This window comes from Kitasatospora sp. NPDC091207 (assembly GCF_044768625.1).
In the GTDB taxonomy this organism is placed as follows: Bacteria; Actinomycetota; Actinomycetes; order Streptomycetales; family Streptomycetaceae; genus Kitasatospora.
This window is the reverse complement of the sequence record NZ_JBIVVS010000020.1, coordinates 47,064-66,277: the sequence shown is the minus strand read 5'-3', so window position 1 is coordinate 66,277 and position 19,214 is coordinate 47,064. Positions and strand designations below refer to the sequence as shown.

Below are 19,214 nucleotides of genomic sequence, written 5' to 3'. Positions count from 1 at the left end.
GACTTCGGCTCCGAATGCGGTGCCCCCGTGCGCCGGTGCGCGCGCCGGGTGCGCGGGGGGTTGCACCCGGCGGGGGCATCCGCGCAGGTGTGCGAACGGCGCGGCGCGGGCAGCCGCCCTCTGGGCTGCGCGCGCACCGGGGGTACTCGGGCGCACCCCGCTGCCTGGCACCCGGGACCGGGCACATCCGGCAGCCGAGTGCCCGGTACGCCGAGCACCCCGGTGGGCCGAGCACTCCCGATACCCCAGCACTTCCGGTACCCCAGCACTCCCGACCCTGACTTCCCGGACGGCGGAGGTAGCCGCATGCCGAACCGAATCCCGGAGCGCACCGCGAGGCCGCGGCGCTACCTGATGTGCCGGCCGACGTACTTCACCGTCGACTACGCCATCAACCCCTGGATGGACCCCGCACGGCCGACCGACACCGATCTCGCCGTCCGCCAGTGGGAGCGGCTGTGTACGACGTACCGGCGGCTCGGCCACACCGTCGAGCTGATCGAACCGCTGCCCGGTCTGCCCGACATGGTCTACACCGCCAACGGTGCCACCGTCCTGGCCGGCCGGGCGCTGGTCGCCACCTTCCGGCACCCCGAGCGGGCCGGCGAGTCCGATGCCCACCAGGCGTGGTTCCGGGCCGCCGGCTATCGGGAGGTCCACCGGGCCGGGCACGTCAACGAGGGGGAGGGCGACCACCTGGTGGCCGGCCGGCGGGTGCTGGCCGGCACGGGGTTCCGCACCGACCCGGCGGCGCACGCCGAGGCCCGGGCCCTGTTCGGCGTCCAGGTGCTCAGCCTGACGCTGGTCGACCCGCGCTTCTACCACCTGGACACCGCGTTGGCCGTCCTCGACGACGACCACGTCATGTACTACCCCGCGGCCTTCTCGCCGGACAGCCAGGCGCTGCTGCGCAGCCTCTACCCCGACGCGATCCTGGCCGACCGCGCGGACGCCGAGGTGTTCGGCCTCAACGCGGTCTCGGACGGGCGGCGGGTCCTGCTGCCGGAGGCCGCCAAGGCGCTGGCCGGCCGGCTGGTCGAGCACGGCTACGAGCCGGTGCCGGTGGACGTCTCCGAGCTGCTCAAGGGCGGGGGCGGCGCCAAGTGCTGCACGCTGGAGCTGCGGCCGGCCTGAGCGGCGTGGCGTCCCGGCGTCCGGGTCCGGGCCGGGACGCCGCCGCGCCGGGCGGGTGCGCGGCGCGGCGGCGTGGCCGGTGGCTCAGGCGTCCTGGCCCAGCCAGAGGTCGGGGCCGAACACCTCGTAGTGGATGTCCGCGGCCGGCACGCCCGCCGCGAGCAGCTGTGCCCGCACCGAACGCAGGAAGGGCAGCGGGCCGCACAGGTACGCGACGGTGCCGGCCGGGACCGGCACCGTGGCGAGGTCGACCAGGCCGGTCCGCTCCTGCGGCCAGTCGCCGAGCGGACGCTCGTAGAAGACGTGGGCGACGGCGTTCGGCAGTTCGGCGGTGAGCCGGCCGAGGTCGGCGCGGAAGGCGTGCGAGAGCTGGTCGCGGTCGCCGTGGACGGAGATCACCGTCCGGGGGGAGCCGGTGGCGGCGAGGTGGTCCAGCATGGCCGTCATCGGGGTGTTGCCGATGCCGGCGGAGGCGAGCAGCACGGGGCCGGTGCCGTCGGCGAGGGTGAGGTCGCCGAGCGGCGGGGCGAGTTCGACGACGTCGCCGGTGCGCAGGTGGTCGTGCAGGTGGCCGGAGACCTCTCCGGCCGTCGCCCCGTCGCCCCCGGAGCCGGCCCGCTTGACGCTGAAGCGCAGTGTGCCGTCGGCACGTCCGGAGAGGCTGTACTGGCGGATCTGCCGGGCGCCGTCCGCCATCGTCGCGCGCACCGAGACGTACTGGCCGGGCCGGGCGGGCGGGACCGGGCCGCCGTCGGCGGGGCGGACCAGGTAGCTGGTCACCTCGTCGGTCTCCTGGTGGCGGGCGACCACGGTGAAGCGGCGCCAGAGGTCCTCCGGGTCGCCCGACTGCGCGGCGGCGGTCCCGGTCCGCAGCCGGTCCTCGATGGCGATCAGCGCGTTCGCCATCAGCCAGTACACCTCGTCCCAGGCGGCGGCGACCTCCGGCGTGACGGCCTCGCCGAGCACCTCGACGATCGCGGCGAACAGGTACTTGTGGACGATCCGGTACTGGTCGTCACGGATGCCGACCGAGACGTGCTTGTGCGCGATCCGGGTGAGCATGGCGTCCGGCCGCTGGTCGGGGTGGGCGATCAGCGCGGAGGCGAACACGGCTATCGAGCCGGCCAGCGCCTGACGCTGGGTGCCGTTGGCCTGGTTGCCCCGGTTGAACAGGTCGCGCAGCAGCTCCGGGTGGTCGGCGAACAGCGTGTCGTAGAAGAGCGGCGTGATCTCGCCGATCGCGCCGCCCACGACGGGCAGGGTGGCTTCGACGATCTCGGCGGACTTGGCGGACAGCATGGGGCTCGCTCCAAACTGGTATCTGAGATGCGTATTAAAGGCCGTGCGGAGGCGCGGGACGGCGGGCGGGGTGTGGGGTCGGGTGGGGTCAGCCGGTGGGTCTGCCGGTGAGGCTCAGTAGGACCGGTCCGGTGGGCGGGGCGACCAGGTCGTCGATCGAGAGCGGATCGAGCGAGGCGAAGAACGCCTCCTGCGCGGTCCGCAGCGCCCCGCGCAGCCGGCAGGCGGCCCGCAGCGGGCAGGGCGGTTCGTCCTCGCAGCCGACCACGTCACCGACGCCCTCCAGCTCGCGCAGCAGCAATCCGACCGAGCCGGTCCGGCCCGCGAAGGTGAGCGCCAGGCCCCCGCCCCGCCCGCGTCGCGCCTCGACCACGCCGAGGTGCTGCAGCCGGCTGACGACCTTGGCGGCGTGCGTGTACGGCACGCCCACGGACTCGGCCACCTCACGGGTGGTCGGGTTCGCGTCCTCGTCGAGGACCGCCAACCGCATGGCGACGCGGAGGGCGATGTCGGTGCTCTTGGTCAGCCTCACGTTCGAAAGGCTAGCGAATGCGAATCCTGGAATCCAATTTCCTGCACGCCCCTGCACGCCCCGGCACGCCCCGGTCCGGGCGGGGGCCGCGGGGCAGGGGCCGGGTCGGCGGGGGCACGGGTCGGCGGGGCGCTCGGTGGCCCGCGGCGCGGCCGGTCCGGGGTCGAACCGTTGCCCGCGGGCGGGGCGCCGGGACCGTCCGAGCTGTCCGGCAACTGCTCTACTGGGCGCGCCTGTTGGCAGGCCCATTCGTCGACGACCGGGGGCGTCATGGACGGTGAAGCCCAGCCGCCACCGCTACTGCCGGCACCGCCGCCGGTTCCGCCGCGGCCACTGCGGCCGCCCGCCGAGGACGGGACGTTCGGGGCCTGTGCGCCGGACCGCCGACCGCTGCCGGAGCGTCGTACGGAGGCGGGTCGTTCGGGGGCGCCTTCCAGAGCGGCCCGCCCGGGATCCTGGAGGAGACGGCGCGGGACCAGCCCCGCGAGGGCGTGCTCCGGCGCCGGGTCGGCACCGTCGTCGACGCCCTCCGGTCGGTCGCCCTGCCGGCGGCGGCCGTGGCCGGACCGGAGGCCACCTTCACGGCGTTGATCGGCTGAACCGGCGCCGGGCGTCGGCGGTGGGTGGTGCACGTCGGGCTGGATCGGCCGGACTGGTGCGGTGGCCGGCGCCGGGCGTCGGCGGTGGGTGGTGCACCCCGGGCGCACGGCGTCGCCCCCGGGTCGGTCCCGGGGGCGACGCCGTGGCTCAGCTCCGGGCGGTCTCGGGCTGCGCCGCCGCCCCGGCGGCCGGAGGCGTGACCGTGACCGCGTCGGCGGCGGTCGCCGAACCGCCGACCACGACGGGGGCGGGCCGCCGGGCCGGGACGAGCAGGGCGGCGAAGGCGGCCGCCAGGCAGAAGACGGCGAGCAGCGTGAACCCGTCGGTGTAGCCCGCGGCGTAGGGCAGGCCGGAGGGCTGGAGGTGGCCGGTGACCAGGCTGGTCATCAGCGCGGCGCCGATCGAGCCGCCGATGGTGCGGATGTTGGCGTTCATGCCGGTGGCCGCGCCGGTCTGCGCCGCGGGCACGCTCTGGACGATGAGGTTGCTCATCGAGGCGAAGGCGAGGCCGATGCCGAGCCCGAAGACACCCGCCGCCAGGGCGACCTGCCACGGCCGGTCGTGCCAGGCCGCGAGCATCGCGCAGGACACCGAGCCGAGGGCGGCGCCGGTGATGAGCTGGGCCTTGGCGGGGAACCGGCCGGCCAGCCGGCCGCCGAGGATGCCGGCCACGAACATGGTGACCAGCATGGGCAGCATCAGCAGTCCCGCGCCGGTGATGCTCGCCCCGAAGCCGTAGCCGGCCGAGGAGGGCGTCTGCGCGAAGCCGGGGAGGAACGCCCAGACCGCGTACATGCCGCCGCCGAACAGCAGGGCGGCGGTGTTGGTCGTCCAGACCGCCGGGAGGCGCATGATGCGCAGGTCGATCAGCGGGTTGCGCGAGCGGGCCTCGACCAGGGCCCAGAGGGCGAACAGGACGACGGCCGCGAGCAGCAGGCCGAGTACCCCGGCCGAGTCCCAACCCCACTTCGAGGCCTGGCTGATGGGGAGCAGCAGCGCCACCAGCCAGCCGGAGAGCAGGACGGCGCCGAGCCAGTTCACCCGGCCCGAGCCGTCGGCGCCCGCGGGGCGCTCGGGCGACTCCGGGATGTAGCGGTGCGCGATCACGGCGGTGATGGCGACGATGATCACCGGGAACCAGAACAGCCAGCGGTAGTCCAGCGCGCCGACGATCGGCCCGGCCAGGACCATGCCGAGGCCGCTGCCCACCGCGATGACGGCGGACAGGTTGCTGATCCCGGTGGCCACCCGCGCGGCGGGGAACTCGTCGCGGATGATCCCGAAGGAGAGCGGGAAGAGCGCGCCGGCGATGCCCTGGATGACCCGGGCGATGATCAGGACGGTGATGTTGGGGGCCAGGGCGGCGATCAGGCAGCCCACCAGGAGGGCGCCGAGCGCCGCGACCAGGGTGCGCTTCTTGCCGACCAGGTCGCCCACCCGCCCGAGGATCGGCGTGAAGATCGAGGCGGAGAGCAGATAGGCGGTCATCACCCAGGTGACGGTGGCCTGGGAGGTGTGCATCGCGTGCTGGACGGTCGGCAGGGCGGGCGTGATCAGCGACTGGAGCAGGGCGAACACGCCCGCACCGGTCGCGAGGACGCCGAAGGTGAGGCGATTGGACGGGCGGCTCATCGGACCTTCTCGGGGCATGGGGGCACGAAGGAAGTGCGTGCCCACGGGATGCGTGCGGTACGGGAGTACGGGCGTACGGGAGTGGAGCACGGGCGAGCAGGTGCGAACGGGTGCGCGCGGAGGTGGAGCGGGCCGGCGGGCGGCGCTCGGGTCCGGTGGGGGGGGCGACGGAGGTGCTGATGGCAGCCCTGCCGGACCTGTGGCAGGGGCGGGGTCGGGGCCCCACTGCTAAAGTTGAGGCATGCCTCCAGATTATCGGAGGCATGCCTCCGCTTCAACCCGGTGTCCGAAAAGAGATCCCCAGTGACGGAACAGGTCATGGTCGGCGAGTTCATCGCGGCCCAGCGCCCGCGCCGCGCCGATGCCGCGCGCAACTTCGACGCGCTGCTGGTCGCCGCCCGCGAAGCCTTCGCCGAGCACGGTGCCGAGGCCTCGCTGGAGGACATCGCCCGCCGGGCCGGCGTCGGCATCGGCACCCTCTATCGCAACTTCCCCACCCGCAGGCACCTCTTCGAGACGGTCTACGCCAACGAGGTCAACGAACTGAGTCTGGTGGCCGGGGAGTTGTCGGAGGACGCGCCCTGGGAGGCGCTGACCGGCTGGCTGCGCCGGTTCGCCGCCTACACCCTGACCAAGCGGGCGATCCGTGAGGCCCTGGAGGGGGAGGAGTCGGACATCTTCCTGGCCTGCCGGCAGTCGATGTTCGAGGCCGGTGCCCCGCTGCTCAAGCGCGCGCAGGACGCCGAGGTGGTGCGGGCGGACATCTCCATCGACGACCTGCTGCGCCTCGTCTCCGGCGTCAGCTCGGTCGCCTTCCCCGACGAGGGGCAGCGCGACCGGGTCCTGGGCATCGCCCTGGACGGGGTGCGGACCGGGGTCTGACCGGCCACCCCCGCCACCGGCTCCGGGTCCGGCGCCCGCGGGCCCGGCCGCAGGGGTGTCGGCGGCGTCTCCTACCATGACGGCCATGAACGCTGAGGGGTCGGATGCACGGCTCATCGACGGCCGCTTCGAACTGCTGCAACGGCTCGGCGGTGGAGGCATGGGCCTGGTCTGGCGCGCCCGGGACAACGCGCTCCACCGCGAGGTGGCGCTGAAGGAGGTCCGTCCGCCCGATCCGGCGATGGCGGCCGCCGACCCGGAGGGCGCGCGGGAGCTGCGCGAGCGGGTGCTCCGCGAGGCGCGTGCCCTGGCGCGGCTCCAGCACCCCCATGTGGTGATCATCCATCACATCGTCGACACCGCCGACCATCCGCACCCCTGGCTCGTCATGGAGCTGGTCACCGGCGGCAGCCTCGCCGACCGGCTGGCCCGGGGCCCGCTCACCGTGCCGGAGGCCGCCGGGATCGGCCGCGGGGTGCTCTCGGCGCTGCGCGCCGCCCACGCCGCCGGCATCCAGCACCGCGACGTCAAGCCCGGGAACGTCCTGCTGCGGCCGGACGGCACTCCCGTCCTCACCGACTTCGGCATCGCCGCCATGCGGGACGCCACCGCCCTCACCAGTACCGGAGCCCTGATCGGGTCGCCCGAGTACATCGCCCCGGAGCGGATCCGCGGGTCCGAGGGCGATCCGTCCTCCGACCTGTGGTCGCTCGGCATGATGCTGTACGTCGCGGTCGAGGGGCACCACCCGCTGCGCCGGGCCACCACTCTCGCCACCCTCGCGGCCGTGCTCGACGAGCCGCTGCCGCCGCCGGTGCGGTCGGGGCAGCTCGGCCCGCTGCTCGCCGCCCTGCTCGCCCGGGACCCGGCGCTCCGACCGGACGCGGAGCAGCTCGACCGCGCGCTCGCGGCCGCCGAGGCCGGGGCCGCTCCCGGTCCGGCGCACGGTCCGGCCGTCGGCGCGGTGGCCTGGTCGCCGACGGGGCTCGACACGCCGCGGCCCGCGCCGGCTCCGTGGCCGGGCGCCGACCGGGCGACGTTCGGACTGTCGCCCGGCACCGGCGCCGCCACCGGTCCGGCGTACGGCTACGGTCAGGGCCACGGCGGCGGCCCGGTCGACGCGGTGGCCCACCCGGGCGCCACCGGTCCGGCCCACCCGGGGCACCCTGGGTACCCGACCGACGCGACCCCGCCCGGCCGGGTGGTGCCCGCGCCGCGCGGCAGGCGGGTGCGGGCGGTGCTGTTCTCGGTCGCCGCCGTCACGCTGACCGGCGTGCTCGCCTGGAACCTGCGGCCCGGCTCCGGCGCCGACGGCGGCTCCGGAGCCGCCCCGCCCCCGGCGGCGTCCAGTACGGGGGTGACCGGCACGGGGACGACCGGGGCCGCGGACCCCGCCGCCTCGACCGCCGCCACGCCCGGGCCCGCCGCCTCCTCGCCGGGTACGGCCAAGTCCGCGCCCCCGTCCGCCGTTCCGCCGGACTTCCTCACCCCGGCCGGTGTCCGCACCACGGTCGACGCCGTCCGCCCGTACCTGGCCGACTCCAAGATCACCGACCTCACCGTCTACCCCACCTACGCGAGTGCCACGGGGCCGACGACCGCCGACGCCACGGTGTACGACCGGCTCAGCTACCGCGACGGCAAGGTCACCCGCTCCCCGGGGGGCACGATGACCTCCCGGGACAAGACGGTCGACCTGCGGAGCTTCGACTGGGAGATCATCCCGGCGCTGCTCCAGAAGGCCCAGGACACGCTGAACGTCCCCAATCCGACCAGTCGTTACCTGATCATCGGCCCGGACAGCGTCGACGGTACGCCCAGCATCCGCGTCTACCTCTCCGGCCCGTACGGCGGTGGCTACCTCGCCGCCGACACCAAGGGCAAGGTGAAGCGGTCGTTCCCCCGGGGCGGCTGAGGCGGACCTGAGCCGGCCGCGCGGGTGCCCCGTCGCGGCCGGCTCGGTGTGCCGTGGACCCGGTCCGGAGCCACCGGTCGAACGTCAGGAGGAGAGACGTCCGCCCGGGTCGGCCGCATGCCCCACGGTCCGCGCCGGACCCGGCGCCCCCGAGTCAACCGCGCCCGCCGGCCAACCGCGCCCTTGGGCCAACCGCGCTCCGCTGGCAGCCGCCCCCCGCCGGTCCGCCGGGGCCGGCCCGCCGTCTGCGCGGGCTCGCTCGTCCGCGATGGGTGCGTCGCCGAACACACCGCAGTACGCATCGCCAATGGGTCTCTGGACACAACTGGTTTGTCATGCAAACCTGTTTCTCATGACGACCCACCCTGTCCCGTCCCCGGGCGACCCCCGCACGCTGCTGGCCATGAAGCGGGCCCTGGTCCACCAGGTCCGCCGTGAGCAGCGCGGTGCCTGGTTCCCGCTCCTCGTCTTCGCCGCCGTGCGGTTCGGCGCGGCGCCGGTGGTCCGCTACGGCCAGGGCGACCACAGCCGCGGCGACCTGCCGCCGGCGATGTGGTACTGGCCGGTGGCGCTGCTGCTCGCCTACGCCGCGATCGGCTGGTTCTACCTGCGCCGTTCCAGCCGGCTCGGCCTGGGGACCCGGGTCGGACCGTACGTGGCGCTGGGTATCGTGCTGGTCGTGCTCATCACCTTCTACGTCGCGTGGGCAGCCACGCACTCGGACGTCCTCTCCGGCATCCACGGGCCGGCGCCCGTCGTCCTGCTCCTCGACACGGTGGTGAGCCCGGCCGGCACGATCGGCCTGGCCCTGCTGCTGCTCGCCCGGATCGAGCGCAGCCGGCCGCTCCTCGCCGTCACCTGCGGGTACCTGGCCGTCGTGGTCGCCTCCGGCAGCCGGCCCGACCCGTCGCCGTGGGGGTTCCTCCCGAACCTCCTGCTCGGCGGAGGCGTGCTGCTGCTCGGCGGTGTCGGCCTGGCCCTGCTGCAACGCCTCCAGGGGCGGTCGGCGGCATGACCGAACACCCCACCGAGCACCCCACCAACAGCCTCGACGACGTTGTGCACCAGCGCGTCCGCCTGGGCATCCTCGCGGTGGTCAAGGAAGCGCGCCGGGTGGAGTTCACGTTCCTCCGCGGCACGCTCGGTCTCACCGCCGGCAATCTCTCCCAGCACCTCGGGGTCTTGGAGAAGGCCGGTCTGGTCACGATCGACAAGGGCTACGAGGGGAAGCGGGCCCGCACCTGGATCCAGCTCACCAAGGCGGGCAAGAAGGCCCTGCACGACGAGATCGCGACGCTCAAGGCCCTGATCCACCAGCTCGAAGGACCCGGAGGGCTCGCCGGCCCCGGGGAGCACGAAGGCGGCGACGGGGAGTCCGGCCCGGGTACCGCGGCCGCTCCCGCACCGGGCTGACCGATCACCGGCTCCCGAAGCGGCCGCCCCGGGGCCGGAACGTGCGCAGCGGGGCTCAGCCGGGCGTGGGCAGCGTGCGGAAGGCCAGCAGGGCGATGTCGTCGCGGGTGTCGGCGACCTGGGAGAGCACGTGGTCGCAGAACTCGTCCAGCGGCCGGTGACCGGCCTCGCCCGCCGCCAGCGCCAGCCGCTCCAGTCCGACGGCCAGGTTCTCCCCGGGGACCTCGACCAGCCCGTCGGTGTAGAGCAGCAGGGTGTCCCCGGGCGCGATGTCCGTCCAGTGGGTGTGCCGCTGCTCGGCGGGGGCGACGCAGAGCGGCACGTCGCTGTCGCTCTCCTCGGTGCTCAGGAACCGGGGCTCGCCCGAGGCGGGTACCAGCAGCGGCGGCGGGTGCCCGGCGTTGGACCAGGCCGCCAGCCAGCCGTTGCCGTCGCGGGTCAGGTTCAGGTGGACGGCGGTGGCGAAGGTGGCCACGCCGAGGCCGTCGGCGGCCGTGTCGAGCGCGGTGAGCGTGTCGGCGGGGGTGTGCAGGTGGGTGCGGTTGTAGGCGACGGACCGCAGCATGCTGCGCAGCTGCCCCATGGTGGTGGCGGCGGTGAGGTCGTGCCCCGCCACGTCGCCGATGGTCAGCGCGAGTGAGCCGTCGGGCAGGAGGAACGCGTCGTACCAGTCGCCGCCGACCTCGGCGGCCCGGTTGCCGGGCTGGTAGCGCGCGGCGAGCTCGGCGCCCGGCACGATCGGCGGGGCGGTGAGCAGGGCCCGCTGGAGGACGAGCGCCACCTGCCGGGTGCGCTGCAGTTCGAGGGTCTGGCGCAGCGCCGCCTGGGCGCGCTGGAGGACCTCCTGGAGCAGGTCGATGTCGGGCCGGCCGGGTGGCGGGGTGTCCTCGCAGCTGGCCGCCGCGGCGAGGGCGACGGTGATGCCGTCGATGACGATGGGCAGCAGGGTGAGGCTGGTGGCGCGGGCCCGGGTGAGCCAGTGGGCGGACTCGCGGGGGACGACACCGGGCGGGACGCCGCCGACCGGGAAGGTGAGCAGGGCCGGGGCCTGGCGGGCGACCACCCGCAGGGCGGCGGGGCCGAGCCGGTAGCTCTGCTGGCGCAGCGCGGGCAGCGGCGGCAGTCCCGGCCGGGCGGCGGAGGCGATCCGGGTGCCGAGGACCTCGTCGGGCCGGGTGGTGTGCTCGCGCGTGGAGAGCAGGAACACCGTGCAGGCGTCGGTGAGCTCCGGGACGACGAGGTCCGCGACGGCGGCGAAGGCGTCGTCGGGGCGGGCGGTCTCGGTCACCGCGAGGGCCCCGGCGAGCAGTCGTTCGCGCAGCCGGTTGCGCCAGCGGTCCTCGATGTCGGAGGTGGCCCCGACCCACTCCACCGGCCGGCCCTCGCGGACGATCGGCACCGCGCGTGCGGCGACGTGCCGGTACTCCCCGGTGGCGGTGCTCACCCGGAAGGTGTGCTCGAACATGGACGGCTCGCCGGCCGCCGCCTTCGTCCACTGCTCGGCCAGCCCGGTGCGGTCCCGGGGGTGGATGAGCTCGAACCAGGCGGCGTCCATGGTCTCCAGCCAGGGCTGCCCGGTGAGCCGCTGCCAGCCGGGCACGAGTTCGGCCATGGAGCCGTCCGCGCGGACGATCCAGACCAGCTGGGAGACGGCGGAGATCAGCGCCTCGTACCGCTCCAGGGTGCGCAGGCGGTCGGTGGAGAGCTGTTCGGCCTGCTGGGCGGCGTGCACCTCGGTGGTGGTGTCGATCGCGGCGATCAGGATGCCGGGGCCGAAGCGGGAGGAGATGGGCGAGCAGCTGTAGACGAAGTGCCGGTGGTCGTCGCTGTCGTCCCCGGGCCGTTCCACCGTGCGGGGTGTGGTCACCTGGCGGGCGGTGCCGTCGGCCAGGACGAGGTCGAGCGTCTCGAAGAACCGCTCCACGCCGTGCTCGGTGAACAGCTCCCGGACGGGAACGCCGATCGAGCGCGGGCCGAACAGCTCGCGGAAGGCGTCGTTGAGGTAGACCAGGCGGTGTTCCCGGCCCGCGGTCAGGGCGATCGCCACGATCGCCCGGTCGAAGACCTCGGGTGTCAGCTGCGGCTCGACCACCCCGTGGTGCCCCCTTGTCCGGTGTTGTGTCCTGCGGCGGCGCCCCGGGTGCCTCGGGGCCGGGTGCCTCGGGGCCGGGTGCCTCGGGGCCTTCCCGCCGGTGGACGGTGCGGCCGTCCCACCGGTCGGCGATCGCCCGCGGCCGTCCTTGGCACGATACGTTCTGGCCGGTGCCTCTGTACCGTTATGCCACGATTGTCGCGCTTGAAGGGGGTGGCGGGGGAGCCTGCGGCGACGGGGTCGCCTGCCGGGCGCGCCGCGCGCCGCTCATCCGCCCGGCAGCACGTTCGACAGCGGCAGGCCCGCGAAGAAGGCCACCGCCTCCTCCCGCCAGTGCGGGCGCCAGCCGGCGGCCTCGGCCCCGGCTGCCTCGGCGCAGCGACGCATGTCGGAGCGGAGCCTCCCGTCCACGCCCAGCGACCGGGCCAGCTCGCGGACGCGCCCGACCGCCCCGGCGGAGCAGTGCGGATCGCCGAGCACGGACTCGACCTCGGCCCGCTGCGGTTCGCTCGCGGCGGCGAGCAGGGCGCTCACGGCGTAGCTGCGGCGGCCCGCGCGGAGGTCGGCGCCGGTTGATTTGCCGGTGGTGTCCTCGTCGCCGAACAGGTCGAGGTAGTCGTCGCGCAGCTGGCCGCCGATGCCGACCAGGGTCGCGTACCGGCGCAGGCGCGCGTCGTGCGCGGCCACGTCCTCGCCGGCGGCCAGCAGCCCCAGCCGCAGCGGGGCGAGCACGGAGTACCGGGTGGACTTGTACTCGCAGACGGTGTGCAGGAACTCCTCGTCCGGGAGTGCCAGGAAGTCGCGTTCGAGGTCGACGATCTGGCCGGTGACCGTCTCGGCGGCGGCGTCCAGCTGCACCTCCAGCATGGCCTGGCGCAGCTCGGCGGGGACGTCCGCCTCCAGCAGGACCCGCATCGAGAGGAAGGCGGCGAGGTCCCCGGCCAGGACGGCCAGGCCCAGGGCGGTGCGGTCCGCCTGCGGGAACTCGCGGCGGTAGGCGTAGTAGGTGGACGGGCCGCCGCGGCGTACCGGCGCGTCGTCGATGATGTCGTCGTGGACGAGCCCGTGCGTCTGGAGCAGTTCGATGCTCAGCGCGGCCTCCGCCAGGCCGGGTGCCGGGTCGGTGGTCACCAGCCGGGCCGCCTCGTACAGCAGGGCGACCCGCAGCCGTTTGCCGCCGCGCAGTGAGAGGTCCCGCAGCAGCTCCAGGCAGCGCGGGGTGAAGCGGCTGAGCGGCGGCGTGTCGAGGCGCTCCGGCAGGGCGGCGAAGTAGGCCTCGAAGCGGAGGTCGAACCGGCGCCGGTGTCCGGCGGCTCGTTCGCGGGCGGCGGCCATGATCGTCTCGTTCACGGGGCCCACCCTCGCATCCGCGCGGGCGCGCCCGCCGCCGGGGTCGGGTTGGGGGGCGGGGGCGGGGCGGCGTCGGGGTGGGCTGTTCGATCCGCCGGCCGAGCCACTCCAGGAGGATCTCGGCCTCACGGTCCTCCGCCCCCGACCGTTGCGGCGGCGCATCGTCGCGTCGAAGGAGACCTCGCTCGGGCTCGCGCCGGTCCGATGAGCCACGAGCGCCACCGGCGGCCGCCGGTCGGTCTACCATCGCCGGATGGTGACCGTCTTGGTGAACGGACTTCCGGGCGCGGGGAAGACCACCCTCGCCCGTGCTCTGGCAAGGGAGTTGAGACTGCCGCTGTTCAGCAAGGACTCGGTCAAGGAGACCCTGGCTGACGCCCTCGGAGCGGAACCCGCGGTCGGCACCACCGCCCGCGAGTGGAGCAACGCCTTGGGCCGCGCCGCGGCGGAGACGCTGTGGACGCTGCTGACGTACGCGCCCGACGGCGCTGTGCTGGAGAGCCCCTGGCTGGGCCATGCGCGCCAGTTCGTGGTGGCGGGACTCGCCCGGGCAGGTGTGGACGAGGTCCAGGAGGTCTGGTGCGACGTGCCGTTGGAGGTCGTGCGACACCGTTTCGCCGAACGGGCGGCGAGCAGGCACCCCGTGCACCTCGATGACCAGCCGGATTCCGACGAGCGGTGGGAGGTGTGGAGCCGGACGGCCGTACCGCTGGGCCTCGGGCCGGTGCATCACGTCGACACGACCCGTCCGGTGGACATCCCGCTGCTCGCGAAGGAAATCCGGGAGACAAGCCGCGAAGGGCACGTGATCGTCCCGTAGGCGTAGGCGTAGGCGAAGGCGCGGGCACGGCCGCCCTGCGTGATCACTGAGCGTGGAGAACTCCGTGGTCAGGTGGACCCGTGCCCGCACCGCGACCGCCCCGCCTCCCGGAGCCGCGCAAGCCGCCTACTGCCGGTCGATCCAGTCGGCCACGGCCGCGGCGACGTCGGCAGGACTCCGGCCGGTGGTGGTGAACTCCTGGTTCACCAGGCACCGGAGTTCTTCGGCGTCCTTGATCGCGTCCTCGATCCGGTCCGGATCCCACCCGCGGGCGGCAAGGCGGGCACGTCGGTCCGCGTCGCCGCAGTCGAGGCGTGCCCAGCTGACGCGTGGCGGGTCCACGACGTCTCCGGCCGCGTCCGCCCATTCGCTCGGCGTCAAGGGACAGAGGATCACCACGGGTCGGCCGGCCCGGAGCATCATGGTCGCGATCTTTACCCAGAGTCTGTTGTAGGCGGGCCAGACGGGACCCGCCGAGGGAGAGATGATGTCGACACCCAGCAGCCTGCCGTCCAGCTCCGGCAGCTCGTCGAAGTCGGCGCTGCCGAACGGGTACTCTCCCAGGTGCCGCAGGAGCGTGGACTTTCCCGCTCCCGGCGCGCCGGTGATGACGTGAAGCCTGGGCAACCGGCCTTCCTCCCCGAATTCGCCGTGCTCTCCCAACAGACGCTCGTCACCCTACCGTCGCGGGACTTGCCGGTCACAGCCCCTCGTTGACGGCCGCGACGGGAACGGCCGCCTCGTGGCGGACCGAGAGCTCGTCGTGTCTCGTGGCCACCGCGCGGCGGTGTTCGAGGCGGTTGACGCCGCACCCGACCGCGTGCTGGTGGGCCCGCACGATCGTGGTTCGTCCGACAGATCTCCACGTGCCACGACCCGAGATCACCTCACGGTCGAGATCCCACGGTCGGACCATGTCCTGGTGCTCCGACCGACGTTCGCCGGGGCCGGACGAGCGGAAGGCCGGACGGACGCCGCCGGGTAGCGTCACCTTCACCGTTCGAGGAGGGAGGGTCATGGGCACGGCCGAACGTGAGGTTCCGCCGCGTGTGGCAGCCGCGGAGAGGGCCGCCGCCGAAGCCGGGTTCAAGAAGAGCTGCATCCCTCGAGTGGGCAGGCTGCTCAGCCTGGCCGCGGCTGCGAAGCCCGGCGGGATCCTGGATGACTTCACGCCCTCGTCCCACTGGCCGCCCCGCTACGGCGGCGAGGTGGACGAGCTGCGGCTCTTCTACCTCACCCATCCCGCCCTGTGCGGCGCCGAGGTACTCACCACCCCCTTCAGCTCGGCGGTCGTCGCGACACGACGCCCCTAGGCGAGAACCTTCGCGGGGTGGACCGATCAGGAGGCGAGGGCTGGTCCGTCGCCCCGACGGAGGCCTGTCCCGCCGCGGACGCGGGCTCGTTCGCGGCGTTGTGCGGCGAGGACATCGGGCCGGTAGGCGTCGGCACTGTGTCGGCTCGGGCAGGCGTGCGGCGCGCAGGCCGAGGAGCCGGCCGGCACGCCGCGCCACCCGGCTGCCGCCCGCCTCGTCGATGCGCTGACGTCGCGTCCGTGTCGACGGCCGGCCGGCCCCGAGGTGTCCGGCGCCGTCCGTCCACTCCCGTCGCCGGCGGTGGCCGACGGCGTCATGTCCCGTTCTCGGTGGCGGTGATCTCGCGGACCGCCTGGTCGAAGCGGTGGAAGAGCCGGGGCCCGGGGGCTTCGTCGGCCTCCTCGGCCCGCAGCAGCAGCCGCCAGCAGTCGGCGGTCAGGGCCCGCGCCTCGGCGCCCGGCCAGGGCCGGGGCAGTAGTTCGGGCGGCAGCAGCGGGTCGGGCGTGGTCGCGCGGGTGAACGCGGCGGCCAGCTCGACGGTGACCGCGAGGCGCTCGGTCCGGCTCGGCGCGGGGGCGGTGGTGAGCCGGGCCGGCCGGTCGCGGGCGACGGCCGCCAGCCGGTGGTACCCGTCGGCGACCTCGTCGAGCGGCCAGAGCCGGCGGGCCAGCGCGAGCGGGTCCGCCTCGCCGCCGATCCGCAGGTCGGTGCTGGTCAGCAGGGTGACGCAGTCCGCCACGCCGAGCCGGTCGGCCGACTCCTCGACGTACGGCTCCCAGACGTTGGCGCAGGCGTAGACGCCGCCCTGCACGGCCGCGCCGCCGAGCCGGACCAGCGCTTCGCGCAGCGCGTCCCGGGCCGGCCGGGCGGCTTCGGGCACGGCGAAGGCGGCGAGGTGCCAGGTGCCGTCCCAGGGGGCCAGCCCGGCGTCCTGGGCGTACATGTGGCGGACGAAGTCGACCTCGGGCTCGGCGGCCCGCCGGGCCTCGGCGGTCTCCCGCAGGACGGCGCGTCGGCCCCGGCCCTCCTGGACGAGCAGCCCGTCGGCGGCCATCCGCTTGATGCAGAGGCGGACCTGCTGGTCGCTCATCCCCAGTGCGCCCGCCACGTCGTAGAGCTCGCCCGCGTCGACCGTGCCGTCCGCCCGGACCATGCCCTCCACCAAGGTCCGGGTGGCGACCTCGGCGCGTGGTTCCTCCGTCATCGGGGTTCCTCCGTCATCGTGCCCGGTCCCTTCCGGTGGTCCGTCCTCGTCCAGCAGGGATTGTAGTACGCTCGAAACTATCGAAAGTGAAACGATAGTTCTTGATTCGATAGATTGGATGCCCGATGGCGCGACGGACACCCCGCATCCGGCTCAGGTGGCTGCTCGGCTCCCTGCTCGCGGTCGCCCTGCTGGTCGGCGCGGCGGGCGGCTGGGTGCTCTACGGCAACAGCTACGACCTGCGGGAGCAGCGGGTCACCATCACCGGCGGGGTGCAGCCGCTGGACGGCGTGCTGGCCCGGCCCGAGGGGGGCGACGGACCCTACGGCGTGGTGGTCTTCATCCACGGCGACGGGCCGGTCGACGCCACCCACGACACCTTCTACCGCCCGATCTGGGAGTCCCTCGCCAAGGCCGGCTACGCCTCGCTGTCCTGGAACAAGCCCGGCGTCGACGGCGCTCCCGGCGACTGGCTCGACCAGAGCATGGACGACCGGGCCGCCGAGGCCTCCGCCGCCATCGCCTGGGCCAGGGCGCAACCCGGCATCGACCCCGACCGGGTCGGCCTCTGGGGCGCCAGCCAGGCCGGCTGGGTGCTGCCCAAGGTCGCCGACCGGGTGCTCGGCGTCCGGTTCGTGATCGCCGTCTCCCCGGCCGTGAACTGGTCGCAGCAGGGCCGCTACAACCTGCTCGCCGAACTCGCCGACGAGCACGCCCCGCAGAGCCGGATCGACGCCGAACTCGCCCGGCGGGAGCGTGTCAACGACCAGCTGCGCAAGGGGGCGACGTACGAGCAGGCACGGGCCGCCGTCGGCGCCGACCTGGGAGACCTGACGGCCGCGCGCTGGCGGTTCGTCCTCAAGAACCACACCGCCGACGCCACCGCCGACCTGGCCGCGCTCAAGGTGCCGGTCCTGCTGGTGCTCGGCGGCCGGGACCGCAACGTCGACGTCGCCGACTCCGAGGCGGGCTACCGCCGACTCCTTACCGGGCCAGGCCAGTTGACCGTCCGCACGTACCCGTCGGCCACCCACGGGCTGGCCCGGCCGGAGGTCGAGGACGGCTCACTGTACGGACTGCTCGTCGCGGTGGCCGCACCGCGCTCGGTCTTCGCCGACGGCTACCTGGACGACCAGCGCCACTTCGTGGAGGCCGTGGCGCCGGTCGGGGGCCGGCGGTGAGGGTCCTCGCCCTCGGCGGCGCCGGGACCATGGGCGCGGCCGCCGTCCGGGCCGCCGCTGCCCTGCCCGGGGTCGGCGAACTCGTCGTCGCCGACCTGGACTTCGCCGCGGCGCGCCGTCTGGTGGCCGAACTCGGCTCTTCTCGATCGAAGCTGACGGCCCGTCGGATCGACATCACGGACGCGGCCCCGCTCGACGAGCTGCTCGCGGCAGCCGATGTCGTGCTCAACCTGGTGGGCCCCTACTACCGGTTCGGCCCGGCGGTGCTGGCGGCCGCGATCCGCGCCGGCACCCACTATCTGGACCTCTGCGACGACTGGGAGCCGACGCTCCGGATGCTCGAACTCGACGGGGCCGCCCGTCGGTCCGGCGTCACGGCGGTGCTGGGGATGGGCGCGAGCCCCGGCATCTCCAACCTGCTCGCCGGGCTCGCCGCCGGGCGGCTCGACACCGTGCGCGACGTGTACACCGCCTGGCCGGTCGACGTCCCCGACACCGGCGAGGGCATCACCGGGCCGGACGGCGCACCGGGCGCCGCCGCCGTCCACTGGATGGAGCAGATCAGCGGCACCGTCGCCGTCGTCGAGCGCGGGGAGCCGGTCCGCCGGCCACCGCTGCGGCCGGTCGCGCTGACCCTGCCGGGCGGCCGCCGCGGCACCGCGTACACCGTCGGCCACCCCGAGCCGGTCACCCTGCGCCGCAGCCTCGCGCCCGGCGGGAACGCGGCCTGCCTGATGGTGGTCACCCGGGGCACCGTCGCCTTCCTGGACGGCCTGCGGCGCGACCTCGACCGGGGGCGGTTGGTCAACGAGACGGCCGCCGCGCTGCTGGCCGACCCGCCGCTCGGGCGCGCGCTGGCGGCCGGTGCGCGCGCCGTCCGGTTCCGCGGGCCGGGCACGCTGCCGCCGTTCTTCGCCGCCGCCACCGGCCTGCGCGACGGTCGGCCGCTCACCGTCCTGGCCCGCCCCGCCGAGGACCCGCCGGGCCTGCTCGCCGACATGGCCCGGGCCACCGGAATCCCGCTCGCCCTCGGCCTGGCCCAGCTGCTGGACGGTACCGCCCGCCGGCCGGGCGTCCACCCGCCGGAGTCCGTCATCGACGCGCGCCGGTTCTTCCGGGACCTGGCGCCGTACTCGCCGGGGGTGGCGGTGGAGGAGGGTCCGGCGGGGCGCTGATCCCGGGTGGTGTCGTGAACTCCGCTTCCCTCCCGCCCGGCCGACGGCCCTGACCGGCCGGGCAGGCCCTGGCCTCCTGCCGTGCTCGCCCCCTGCTCAAGGCCCGCCTCAGCCCGCTCTGATGCTCATCGGTCACGCCTCGACGCCAGGACCCGGGGCCCGCTTCGGAGATGGCGCCGCGCACGGATCCCGTCAGCGTCACGACGACATCGCCGCGCGGTCGGCCGCGCTGCGGAGAACGCAGAACTCATTGCCCTCGGGGTCCGCGAGGACAGCCCAGCCGGCACCGTCGGGTTCCCGGCGATCGTCGACAAGGGTGGCTCCGAGGGCCAGCAGTCGCTCGACCTCCTCCTCCCGCGTGGTCGTCGGACGCAGGCAGAGGTGAATCCTGTTCTTGATCGTCTTCGGTTCCGGCACCTGGTTGAAGTGCAGCAGCGGGCCCTCCGGCAGCATCACCTCGGTCTCCGGATCACCTGGTCTGTCCTCCCGGTGCAGGGGACGACCGAGCACCTCACTCCAGAAGCGAGCCAGTTCATAGGCATCCGCGCAGTCGATCGCCACATTCTGCATCACTGAGACCATGCACAGGAGCCTGCCCGAAGTACGGCTCGGTGCGCCACCTGATCGCGGCCGGCGCCATCGGGCCGGTGCCCTCCTCGCAGAGCGTCCGCG

18 protein-coding genes are annotated in these 19,214 nt (G+C 74.5%); 9 read left to right on the top strand and 9 right to left on the bottom strand.

Annotated features, from left to right (window positions below; translation table 11 throughout):
• The first annotated feature begins 306 nt into the window (after nt 1–306).
• Nucleotides 307–1,134, top strand: coding sequence for a dimethylargininase (gene ddaH, locus ACIQTO_RS28090; protein ID WP_402393508.1), 828 nt, complete (start codon nt 307–309; stop codon nt 1,132–1,134).
• An 84-nt stretch (nt 1,135–1,218) separates the two neighbouring features.
• On the opposite strand, the gene ACIQTO_RS28085 is transcribed toward ddaH, so the two are convergent.
• The 3 genes from ACIQTO_RS28085 to ACIQTO_RS28075 all read right to left on the bottom strand — a co-directional run bounded on the left by ACIQTO_RS28085 (nt 1,219) and on the right by ACIQTO_RS28075 (nt 5,197).
• The gene (locus ACIQTO_RS28085; RefSeq protein ID WP_402393505.1) at nt 1,219–2,433 is read right to left on the bottom strand and encodes a globin domain-containing protein; all 1,215 of its coding nucleotides are present in this window, start codon (nt 2,431–2,433) and stop codon (nt 1,219–1,221) included.
• Between the two features lie 88 nt (nt 2,434–2,521).
• Nucleotides 2,522–2,965, bottom strand: coding sequence for an RrF2 family transcriptional regulator (locus ACIQTO_RS28080; RefSeq protein ID WP_402393503.1), 444 nt, complete (start codon nt 2,963–2,965; stop codon nt 2,522–2,524).
• Nucleotides 2,966–3,712: 747 nt separating this feature from the next.
• Complete coding sequence (locus tag ACIQTO_RS28075) at nt 3,713–5,197, bottom strand: MFS transporter (protein ID WP_402393500.1); 1,485 nt, start codon at nt 5,195–5,197, stop codon at nt 3,713–3,715.
• 318 nt (nt 5,198–5,515) lie between these two features.
• Between ACIQTO_RS28075 and ACIQTO_RS28070 the strand changes: the two genes are divergently transcribed.
• The 4 genes from ACIQTO_RS28070 (at nt 5,516) to ACIQTO_RS28055 (ending at nt 9,407) form a co-directional block, all read left to right on the top strand.
• Nucleotides 5,516–6,079: a TetR/AcrR family transcriptional regulator gene (locus ACIQTO_RS28070; protein ID WP_402393680.1), complete on the top strand. Its 564-nt coding sequence runs from the start codon at nt 5,516–5,518 to the stop codon at nt 6,077–6,079.
• Between the two features lie 85 nt (nt 6,080–6,164).
• The gene (locus tag ACIQTO_RS28065; RefSeq protein ID WP_402393497.1) at nt 6,165–7,994 is read left to right on the top strand and encodes a protein kinase; all 1,830 of its coding nucleotides are present in this window, start codon (nt 6,165–6,167) and stop codon (nt 7,992–7,994) included.
• A gap of 352 nt (nt 7,995–8,346) precedes the next feature.
• The gene (locus ACIQTO_RS28060) at nt 8,347–9,009 is read left to right on the top strand and encodes a hypothetical protein (RefSeq protein WP_402393494.1); all 663 of its coding nucleotides are present in this window, start codon (nt 8,347–8,349) and stop codon (nt 9,007–9,009) included.
• Complete coding sequence (locus tag ACIQTO_RS28055) at nt 9,006–9,407, top strand: winged helix-turn-helix domain-containing protein (RefSeq protein ID WP_402393491.1); 402 nt, start codon at nt 9,006–9,008, stop codon at nt 9,405–9,407. The genes ACIQTO_RS28060 and ACIQTO_RS28055 overlap by 4 nt, the downstream gene beginning before the upstream one ends.
• 55 nt (nt 9,408–9,462) lie before the next feature.
• Here the strand turns inward: ACIQTO_RS28055 and ACIQTO_RS28050 are convergent, their stop codons facing one another.
• Nucleotides 9,463–11,499, bottom strand: coding sequence for a SpoIIE family protein phosphatase (locus tag ACIQTO_RS28050; protein ID WP_402393489.1), 2,037 nt, complete (start codon nt 11,497–11,499; stop codon nt 9,463–9,465).
• A 267-nt stretch (nt 11,500–11,766) separates the two neighbouring features.
• Nucleotides 11,767–12,834 carry a polyprenyl synthetase family protein gene (locus ACIQTO_RS28045; RefSeq protein ID WP_402393677.1) on the bottom strand — a complete coding sequence of 356 codons (1,068 nt, stop codon included), beginning with the start codon at nt 12,832–12,834 and terminating at the stop codon, nt 11,767–11,769.
• Nucleotides 12,835–13,102: 268 nt separating this feature from the next.
• On the opposite strand from ACIQTO_RS28045, the gene ACIQTO_RS28040 reads away from it, so the two are divergent.
• Nucleotides 13,103–13,669 (top strand): AAA family ATPase, encoded by a 567-nt coding sequence (locus ACIQTO_RS28040; RefSeq protein WP_402393486.1) that lies wholly within the window; start codon nt 13,103–13,105, stop codon nt 13,667–13,669.
• A gap of 126 nt (nt 13,670–13,795) precedes the next feature.
• On the opposite strand, the gene ACIQTO_RS28035 is transcribed toward ACIQTO_RS28040, so the two are convergent.
• Together ACIQTO_RS28035 and ACIQTO_RS28030 are read right to left on the bottom strand one after the other, a co-directional pair.
• The gene (locus ACIQTO_RS28035; RefSeq protein ID WP_402393484.1) at nt 13,796–14,296 is read right to left on the bottom strand and encodes a hypothetical protein; all 501 of its coding nucleotides are present in this window, start codon (nt 14,294–14,296) and stop codon (nt 13,796–13,798) included.
• Nucleotides 14,297–14,369: 73 nt separating this feature from the next.
• Nucleotides 14,370–14,507 carry a hypothetical protein gene (locus ACIQTO_RS28030; protein ID WP_402393481.1) on the bottom strand — a complete coding sequence of 46 codons (138 nt, stop codon included), beginning with the start codon at nt 14,505–14,507 and terminating at the stop codon, nt 14,370–14,372.
• A 178-nt stretch (nt 14,508–14,685) separates the two neighbouring features.
• Between ACIQTO_RS28030 and ACIQTO_RS28025 the strand changes: the two genes are divergently transcribed.
• On the top strand, nt 14,686–14,982 hold the full coding sequence (locus ACIQTO_RS28025) for a hypothetical protein (RefSeq protein WP_402393479.1): 297 nt from the start codon (nt 14,686–14,688) through the stop codon (nt 14,980–14,982).
• A 313-nt stretch (nt 14,983–15,295) separates the two neighbouring features.
• Here ACIQTO_RS28025 and ACIQTO_RS28020 read toward each other — a convergent pair whose 3' ends face one another.
• Nucleotides 15,296–16,186 carry a PaaX family transcriptional regulator C-terminal domain-containing protein gene (locus tag ACIQTO_RS28020; RefSeq protein ID WP_402393476.1) on the bottom strand — a complete coding sequence of 297 codons (891 nt, stop codon included), beginning with the start codon at nt 16,184–16,186 and terminating at the stop codon, nt 15,296–15,298.
• A 125-nt stretch (nt 16,187–16,311) separates the two neighbouring features.
• Between ACIQTO_RS28020 and ACIQTO_RS28015 the strand changes: the two genes are divergently transcribed.
• Together ACIQTO_RS28015 and ACIQTO_RS28010 are read left to right on the top strand one after the other, a co-directional pair.
• The gene (locus ACIQTO_RS28015; protein WP_402393474.1) at nt 16,312–17,367 is read left to right on the top strand and encodes an alpha/beta hydrolase family protein; all 1,056 of its coding nucleotides are present in this window, start codon (nt 16,312–16,314) and stop codon (nt 17,365–17,367) included.
• Nucleotides 17,364–18,542 (top strand): saccharopine dehydrogenase family protein, encoded by a 1,179-nt coding sequence (locus tag ACIQTO_RS28010; RefSeq protein ID WP_402393471.1) that lies wholly within the window; start codon nt 17,364–17,366, stop codon nt 18,540–18,542. The genes ACIQTO_RS28015 and ACIQTO_RS28010 overlap by 4 nt, the downstream gene beginning before the upstream one ends.
• Before the next feature lie 198 nt (nt 18,543–18,740).
• Here the strand turns inward: ACIQTO_RS28010 and ACIQTO_RS28005 are convergent, their stop codons facing one another.
• Nucleotides 18,741–19,124 carry a VOC family protein gene (locus ACIQTO_RS28005; RefSeq protein ID WP_402393470.1) on the bottom strand — a complete coding sequence of 128 codons (384 nt, stop codon included), beginning with the start codon at nt 19,122–19,124 and terminating at the stop codon, nt 18,741–18,743.
• Nucleotides 19,125–19,214: the final 90 nt, after the last annotated feature.